The sequence below is a fragment of the Pseudomonas sp. WC1 genome, assembly GCF_050586565.1.
Classification (GTDB): domain Bacteria; phylum Pseudomonadota; class Gammaproteobacteria; order Pseudomonadales; family Pseudomonadaceae; genus Aquipseudomonas.
On record NZ_JBOBDQ010000012.1, the window covers coordinates 106,557 to 114,269 of the forward strand.

General features: G+C 65.4%; 9 protein-coding genes. 3 read left to right on the forward strand and 6 right to left on the reverse strand.

The window, feature by feature from the left end:
* Positions 1 to 73 precede the first annotated feature (73 nt).
* The gene (locus ACQ4OD_RS08335) at positions 74 to 454 is read right to left on the reverse strand and encodes a RidA family protein (RefSeq protein WP_038706040.1); all 381 of its coding nucleotides are present in this window, start codon (positions 452 to 454) and stop codon (positions 74 to 76) included.
* Positions 455 to 622: 168 nt separating this feature from the next.
* On the opposite strand from ACQ4OD_RS08335, the gene ACQ4OD_RS08340 reads away from it, so the two are divergent.
* Entirely contained in the window at positions 623 to 1,318 is a 696-nt protein-coding gene (locus ACQ4OD_RS08340; protein WP_430944152.1) for a tRNA (adenine(22)-N(1))-methyltransferase, read from the forward strand.
* 6 nt (positions 1,319 to 1,324) lie between these two features.
* Here the strand turns inward: ACQ4OD_RS08340 and ACQ4OD_RS08345 are convergent, their stop codons facing one another.
* Complete coding sequence (locus tag ACQ4OD_RS08345; RefSeq protein ID WP_430944153.1) at positions 1,325 to 2,629, reverse strand: MFS transporter; 1,305 nt, start codon at positions 2,627 to 2,629, stop codon at positions 1,325 to 1,327.
* A 100-nt stretch (positions 2,630 to 2,729) separates the two neighbouring features.
* A complete protein-coding gene (locus ACQ4OD_RS08350; protein WP_139670997.1) occupies positions 2,730 to 2,975 on the reverse strand; it encodes a DUF2790 domain-containing protein in 246 nt (81 codons plus the stop codon).
* 115 nt (positions 2,976 to 3,090) lie between these two features.
* On the opposite strand from ACQ4OD_RS08350, the gene ACQ4OD_RS08355 reads away from it, so the two are divergent.
* The gene (locus ACQ4OD_RS08355; protein ID WP_046855759.1) at positions 3,091 to 4,023 is read left to right on the forward strand and encodes a LysR family transcriptional regulator; all 933 of its coding nucleotides are present in this window, start codon (positions 3,091 to 3,093) and stop codon (positions 4,021 to 4,023) included.
* A 19-nt stretch (positions 4,024 to 4,042) separates the two neighbouring features.
* On the opposite strand, the gene ACQ4OD_RS08360 is transcribed toward ACQ4OD_RS08355, so the two are convergent.
* From ACQ4OD_RS08360 to ACQ4OD_RS08370, 3 genes are all read right to left on the reverse strand, one after another.
* Positions 4,043 to 4,354 (reverse strand): hypothetical protein, encoded by a 312-nt coding sequence (locus ACQ4OD_RS08360; RefSeq protein ID WP_139670999.1) that lies wholly within the window; start codon positions 4,352 to 4,354, stop codon positions 4,043 to 4,045.
* Between the two features lie 93 nt (positions 4,355 to 4,447).
* Positions 4,448 to 5,752 (reverse strand): MFS transporter, encoded by a 1,305-nt coding sequence (locus ACQ4OD_RS08365; RefSeq protein ID WP_198754585.1) that lies wholly within the window; start codon positions 5,750 to 5,752, stop codon positions 4,448 to 4,450.
* Between the two features lie 297 nt (positions 5,753 to 6,049).
* Entirely contained in the window at positions 6,050 to 6,715 is a 666-nt protein-coding gene (locus tag ACQ4OD_RS08370) for a class I SAM-dependent methyltransferase (protein ID WP_430944154.1), read from the reverse strand.
* Between the two features lie 95 nt (positions 6,716 to 6,810).
* Between ACQ4OD_RS08370 and ACQ4OD_RS08375 the strand changes: the two genes are divergently transcribed.
* Positions 6,811 to 7,563: a methyltransferase domain-containing protein gene (locus ACQ4OD_RS08375; RefSeq protein ID WP_198754587.1), complete on the forward strand. Its 753-nt coding sequence runs from the start codon at positions 6,811 to 6,813 to the stop codon at positions 7,561 to 7,563.
* The last annotated feature ends 150 nt before the right edge of the window (positions 7,564 to 7,713 follow it).

Genomic DNA, 7,713 nt, shown 5'->3' on the forward strand with positions numbered 1-7,713 from the left:
GGCACGCCGCCTGACAAGCAGATGCAGTTGGCAGACGGCGCAGTGCAAGAAAAAGTCGATATTCTTGATGCGATCAGCCCTTGGCCGCCATCGCCGTCACTTCCACACGCATCCCCTCGAACGCCAGCGAAGCCACGCCCACCGCCGCGCGCACCGGCCATGGCTTGCTGAAGAACCGCTGGTACACCTCGTTGAACGCCGCCCGATCGGCCATGTCGGTCAGGTAGATGGTCAGGTGCAACACCCGGTCCATCGAGCTGCCGGCACGCTCCAGGGCAACTTTCAAAGCCTGCAGGGTGCACTCGCACTGGGTGGTGATATCGCCCAGCTCCAGGCTGCCGTCGGCCTGCACGGGGATCTGGGTGCTGACCAGGATGCCGTTGTATTCGGCAACGTCCGAGGATATCGAGTCGGCGTCCGGGTCGGGGGTGTAGATGATGTCGCTGTGTGCCATGGGTTTTCGCCTTGCAACGGAAGGAAACCGCCAAGCCTACGCGAGCGTGCAGGGCAGGTCGAGGCAGGGCGGTCGGTCGAGGGCATTTGAAATACCTGGCCGGGACCGGCAGAATCGCGCCCCACCCGGCCACAGGCGTCGGGCCCTGGTCGTGAAAAGAGGCTTGCGTTGAACGAACACACATTGTCCATGCGCCTGGAGCGCGTGGCAGCCCATGTGCCGGCGGGTGCGCGACTGGCCGATATCGGCTCGGACCATGGCTACCTGCCGGTGGCGCTGGCGCGTCGGGGCGCGATTGTCGCGGCCGTGGCCGGCGAAGTGGCGCTGACGCCGTACCAGGCCGCGCAGCGCACCGTGCGCGACAACGGCCTGGAAGACCGCATCACCGTGCGCCATGCCAGTGGCCTGGCAGCCATCGAGCCAAATGATGGCATCACCGCAGTCAGTATCTGCGGCATGGGTGGCGAGACCATTCGCGACATCCTCGAGGTCGGCAGGCAACACCTGGGCGGCCACGAGCGGTTGGTACTGCAACCCAACGGCGGTGAACAGGCGCTGCGCCAGTGGCTGATGGACAACGGCTATCGGATCGTCTGCGAGGAAGTGTTGCGTGAAAACCGTTTCGACTACGAAATCATCGTCGCCGAACGTGCCGAGTCGGTCAGCTACAGCGCCGAGCAGCTGTACTTCGGCCCGCTGCTGATGCAGGCGCGCAGCCCGGCGTTCCTGTTCAAGTGGCAACGCATGCTGCGCCAGAAACACCAGACCCTGGCCAATTTCGCCCGGGCGCGCCAGCCAGTGCCCGAGGAAAAGGTGCGCGATATCACCCGTCAGGCGCTGTGGATTACCGAGTTGCTGGCGTGAAGCGCCTCACCTTGGGTTGACCACGTTGGCTGGCACCTTCAGCACCAGCACGGCGCCCAGTACGATGGCCACGGCCAGTACCTGCAAGGCCAGGCCCGGGCTGGCAGTGCTGTCGCGCATCCAGCCGATCAGGTAAGGCGCGGCGAACGAGGCGATACTGCCGAACGAACTGATCATGGCGATGCCGGCGGCCTGGGTGCCGCCCGCCAGGAAGGCCGGCGGCAGTTGCCAGAACATCGGCAGCGCCGCGCTGGCGCCCATACCCGCGACCACCAGCCCACTCATCACCAGCAAGGCGTCGTCCGGCGCCCATCCGGCCAGGGCGATGCCAGCGGCGGCCATCAGCAACGGCCCGCACAGGTGCCAGCGGCGTTCGCGGTGACGGTCGGACGAGCGTCCGCAGCCGAGCATGAACAGACAACCGGCCAGATAAGGGATGGCGCTGAGCAGGCCGACCTGGCCATCACTGCCGATGCCGGCGCCGTGGATCAGGCTGGGCATCCAGAAGGCCAGGGTGTTGACTGCCAGCATCACCGCGAAATAGATCGCCACCAGCAACCAGACATGGGCGTCGCCCAGCAGCCCGCGCATCGAGTCGATCGGCTTGTGCCGCTCCTCGCGGGCCATTTCCTCGCGCATTGCACGCTTCTGATCGGCGGTGAGCCAAGCCACCTGCTCGAAACTGTCCGGCAGGGCCTTGAGCACCACCAGCCCGAGCAACACCACCGGCAGCCCCTCGATCAGGAACATCCACTGCCAGCCCCGCATGCCGCCCTGGTCGTGAAACGCCTGCAGGATGCCGCCGGACAGCGGCCCGCCGACCACTCCGGCCAAGGGCACGGCGATGGCGAACAGTGCCGTGATCTGGGCGCGGCGCCGGGCCGGATACCAGCGATTGAGGACTACGAGGATGCCGGGGAAGAAACCGGCCTCGGCCACTCCCAGGAGAAAGCGCAAGGCATAGAAGCCGGCTGCGTCCTGCACCCACATCATGGCGGTGGACAACAGCCCCCAGGTCACCATCAGGGTGGCGATCCAGCGTCGCGGGCCGACCCGCTCCAGGGCCAGGTTGCTGGGCACGCCAAACAGCGCGTAGGCGATGAAGAACAGGCCGGCGCCCAGGCCGTAGACGGTATCGGAAAAGCCCAGGTCGGCGCTCATCTGCATCTTGGCGAAGCCGATGTTGATGCGGTCCAGGTGGGCGAACAGGTAGCACACCAGCAGCAGCGGCATCAGCCGCCAGGTGATGCGGGTGTGGGTAGCGTCGCAGGCGCGCACGGACGGCGCCGTGGAGGTATCGATCGTATTCATGGTCCGAGACGTTCTTGTTGTTGTCCCGGCAGATCATGCGACGCCGTGTCAGGCGGGCAAATGCACTTTCAGCAAGATGGCTGGTATTTTTGCCATGGGGTTACAGCTGCGAGCAGTTGCCCATCTGGCGGTAGTCGACTTCGCGGGTCTGGCCCTGGTGGTCGACGTAGACCATGTGCGCGGTACCGACCTGGCAATCGGCGTCGTTGCTGGCCGGAGTAATCGAAATGACCTTGGCGATGTCCAGCGGCATGCCGTATTCGTAGGTGCTGGAGCTGTTGTCGGCGAAGGCGCCGAACGAGGCGAGGGTGGCGCTGAGGGCGAGCAGGGCGATCGAACGTTTCATGACAGGTACCTCATTTCTTACGGATAACTAATGATCCATTCATTTGTGTTTCACAATAAATGGGCTATCCCGTGATAGATTCCTGCCTTTCATGTATGAATGAGAGTGCCTGCCCATGGACATGCTGCATGCGATGCGAACCTTCGCCCGAGTAGTGGAGTGTGGCAGTTTCGCCGGGGCGGCCCAGGCCTTGGATATTTCCGCCGCGCAGGTGTCGCGGATCGTCGCCGAGCTCGAGAACCAGTTGCAGACCCGCCTGCTGCACCGCACCACCCGGCGCCTGCGCATGAGCGAGGCGGGCGAGCGCTTTCTCGAGCGCACCCGGCAGATCATGCTGCTTACCGAAGAGGCCGTGGACGAGGCCCGTGGCGCCCACCTCACGCCCCGTGGCCGCTTGCGCTTCCATTGCACCCATGGCCTGGGGCTATTGATGATGCCGCTGGTGGCGCGCTACAACGCGACCTGCCCGGAAGTGGTGATGGAACTGACTCTGTCGCAGCGCAACCCCGACCCGCTGGCCGAGGGGCACGACGTGGTGATCACCATCGGCCAGGGGCTGCCGGACTCGCAACTGATCGCCATCCCGCTGGGCAGCATCCACAGCATCCTGTGCGCATCCCCGGATTACCTTGCCCGTCACGGCGTACCCGAGCGCCCCGAGGACTTGCACGGGCACGTCTGCCTGCGCACCGTCGACCCGCTGTTCGAGGAGGACTGGTCGTTCGAAGGCCACCCCGACAATTGCGTGATCGTGCCCCAGGACACCTTCCTCACCAACGTTGCAGACGCCATGCTCAAGGCCACCGAACTGGGCATGGGGGTGGGCTTGTTGCCGTACTACTCGGCGAGCCAGGCGATGCAGGAGGGGCGCTTGTGCCGGTTGCTGGCGCCGCATCGGCTGCGCCAGCGCGAGATCTATGCGATCTATCCGTCACGGCATTACCTGGACGCCAAGGTGCGCACCTGGCTGGACTTTCTCAAGGAGCAGCTGCCGTTGTTGTTCGCCGAGCACCAGCGCGTGGTGGACGAGCCCCGGTACTGGCGCTGAAATCCGCGCGCATCGCGGGTCAGCGGCTGTCCTGATCCTCGGCGCTGCCACCAGAGGCCCCGGCGCCGCTGCCGGTGGCTTCCCCCGTGTTGTTGGAGCCACCGGCAGCGCCGTCGGCAGCATCGGAATTAGTGCCGGTGTCACTACTGTCATTGTCGTTGCTACTGCCCGGGGTATTTACGCTGCTGCCTTCACCGGCGGTCTTGCCTTGCTCGGAAGTGTGCTCTTTGTGCGTGCCGCTCCCGTTCATGTCGGTGGCCGCGAGGCTGAGGGTGGCGGTGCTGCCCAGCATCAGGGCGAGCAGCAGGGCGAGGGGGCGTGGATTGAACATGATTAATCTCCTGTCGGATGACCTGTCATGTTTTGGCCGCCACGGCAGCGCCAAGGTGCCCGTCAAGCGACGGGCGGTCCTTGGCGTAGGCCTTCACTGGGCGTCCGCGCGCACCGCCGGCTGCCCGGGCGTGGAATCCATCGCTTCCAGGGTCGGGTGTTCCTGCGCCGCGTGCATCAGGTCCTCGGTCACCCGCAGCTCCGCGCCGGTCGGCGAGAAAGTCGCGGTCGGCGCGAACGGCGCCGGGTGCTCCGGTGCCGGGCGCTTGCCGCGACGCCATAAGAAGAAGCCGACCATGGCCAGGTTGATCACGGCGAAGGCCCAGAACAGGCCGACTTCGCCATAGGCGGTCATCATTGGCGAAATGGCCAGCGGGGCCATGGCCGAGCCCAGCGAGTTGATCAGCAACAGCCCCTGGATCATCGGCACCAACGCGTCGGCCGGGGCTCGGTCGGCGGCGCTGCTGACGGCCACCGGGTACAGCGCGAACACACCGCCACCGAGCAGGAACAGCAAGGCCGGCAGCAGCACGGTGTCGGCTGGCAGCAGCACGAACAGCAGCGACAGCACGGTGCACAGGGCGGCCAGGGCGATCAGCACGTCCTGGCGGTCCTTGCGGTCGGACCAGCGCCCGACTGGGTATTGCAACAGCATGGCGCCGAGGATCACCCAGGCCATCATGTCGCCGATCTCGCCAACATCCAGGCCGATGCGTTGCAGGTACAGCGGTAGCAAGGCGTAGATCCCGGCGATGGCGACCCCCGAGCCGAAACAGCCGACCAGCCCGGTCGGCGCCACGCCCAGCAGCTGCCGGGGCTTGAGCGGCTCGACCTGATCCAGCAGCGGCGATACCCGTGGCAGGATCACGATCGGCAGCACCGACAGTGTGGCGAGCATGCCGGCGACCATGAACGGCGCGGTCTCGCCCCACCCGGTAACCTCGCCCAGAGCGGCCTGGGCGATCACCCCGGCGCCATAGAAGGCGATCATGTACAGCGCCAGCAGGCGCCCGCGGATCTTCGCGTCACCGGCCAGCAGCAACCAGCTCTCGATCACCAGGAACACGCCGACCGCCGCCCAGCCGTTGATCAGCCGCAGCACGAACCACCAGGTGGTGTCGTAGAACAAGCCCTGCAGCAAGATGGTTGCGCCGATCAAGGCAGCGAAGCTGCTGTAGGCGCGGATATGACCGATGCGCAGGATCAACCGGTCGTTGAAGACTGCGCCGAGGGTCAGGCCGATGAAGTAGGCCGAGGACACCACGCCGATCATGGTCGCCGATTCGCCGGCGGCGCCAAGGCGCAGGGTGGTCAGGGAAGACAGCACGCCATTGCCCAGGGCAATGATGAACAGGCCGAGCAGGGGTGCCAGCGCCATCGCCAGCAAACGCACAGACATAGTTACCTCAAGGTTGGAAAGAGCTCAGATGCGCCTTTTCGGCTGCACGTGCCGAACAGCGACGTACAGTGCGGCCTGGGCGGGATGCGAGCTTGGCAAGAGTCAACCGCGGGGCCTGTTGGGTGAAGGCCGGGCGGGGCGGTTGAGCCTGTGGCACATGCGCGATGTGTGAGGCACGGACGCGGTCTTTGCGGGGGCTTGCCACCGGTTGGGGCGACGGGCGAAAAGGAGGCGGGATTTTAAGGCCTGTACAGGATTTGCCAAGAGGGAAAAGGCTGCGACGAGAGGCCGCAGGGGTCAGGCTGCCTTGCGCGCGATCAGCAGCAGCGATTGCGGCACCTGGCTCTGCGGATGTTGCGGCTCCTGCAGTTCGACCAGGTTGAAGCCCGCCAGCTCCAGTGCCTTCAGCCAGCTGCCGAGGGTGCGGAAGTACCATGGCATCGGGCGCCAGTCGCCGGCGAACCCGACGAATGACTCCTCGCGCCAGCCATCCTGGTAGTTGCCGGCGGCTGCCGTCCAGGGGTGCAGGGTCTGGATCAGCAGCGTGCCGTCGGGCCGCAGCAGATTCCGCATGGCCGTGAGCAGGGGAATGATGTCTTGCTGGAGCAGGGCGAAGTTGGCGCAGATCAGGTCATGCTCGTGGTCGATGCCCTGCACGCCTGTGATCACTTGTTCATAGCTGGCCAGGTGGACCTGCGCCGAACCTGCTGCGCGTGCGGCGGCGACAAGAGTCGCATCGCCATCCACCCCGACCGCATCGATCCCCCGTGCGGCCAGGGCACGGAGCAGCCAACCCTCGCCGCAGCCCAGATCCAGCACCCGACCGGGCTGCTGGCCGAGCACGGCCAGGAGTATCGCCTGGTCGGTGACCTGCTGGCGGGACTCGATGGCGCCGGAGCGTACGGCTTCGATCCAGGCCTGGGCGTTGTGCTGCCAGCTGTCCAGCAGTGGGTCGGTAACCATGGTAATGCTCGGGGTCTAGTGTGGCTGTAGCATAGGCCAGTCTTGTGCGTGTGCCCCTTTGCTCTGCACACTGGCGCTCTGGGAAGGAGCATGGCATGGCACTTGCGAAAGCGGATTTCACCACGCGCCTGCTGGTTGACGCGGGTATCGGCCCCGGCATGCGCGTGCTCGATGTCGGTTGCGGCAGTGGCGAGGTGAGCTGGCTGCTGGCCGGCCTGGTAGGCGACGACGGCGCGGTGGTGGGTATCGACCGGGCGGCTGGCGCCCTGGAGATCGCGCGTCAGCGTGAAAGCCGAAAAGGGGCGGCGGTGCCTGAGTTCGTGGCTGCCGAACTGTGCGCGTTGCCCGCGGCCCTGGGGTTGTTCGACGCTATTGTCGGGCGACGGGTACTGATGTACCAGGCGGATCCGGTCAAGGCGTTGCGCGCTTTGGCCCGGTTTCTGCTGCCTGGCGGGCTGATGATCTTCCAGGAGCACGATGGCAGCCTGGCCCCGGCCAGCCAGGCGTCATTCCCGTTGCACCACAAGGTCCAGCAATGGTTGCGGCGCATGCTTGCCCATGAGGGGGCCGACCTGCAGATCGGCTTTAACCTGCACCGTGTATTCAGCGAGGCGGGGCTGATGGTCGAGGACCTGCGGGCCGAGTGCCTGGTGCAGACGCCCGGCAACGCCTACCCGCTGGGCGAGATCATCCGCGCTTGCCTGCCGCGGATCATTGCCCATGGCGTGGCCACGGCGCGGCAGGTGGGGATCGACACCCTGCAGGCGCGGTTGGATGCCGAGCGGCGACGGTCGCAGGATATCTATATCGGTGATGTCGCCTTCGGTATTTGTGCGCGCAAGCGGTGAGTCATGTAGTTAAATTGCGTGAGGTGTCAGTGGTGTTAAGTTAGTGTGATGGCTGAAGCATTTTAAATATTAAAGCGCCAAGCAGAAACTTGTATTTCTTCCTCTTCCTCTTCCTCTTCCTCTTGTTCTGCTTTTGCTTCTAAGCGCGCG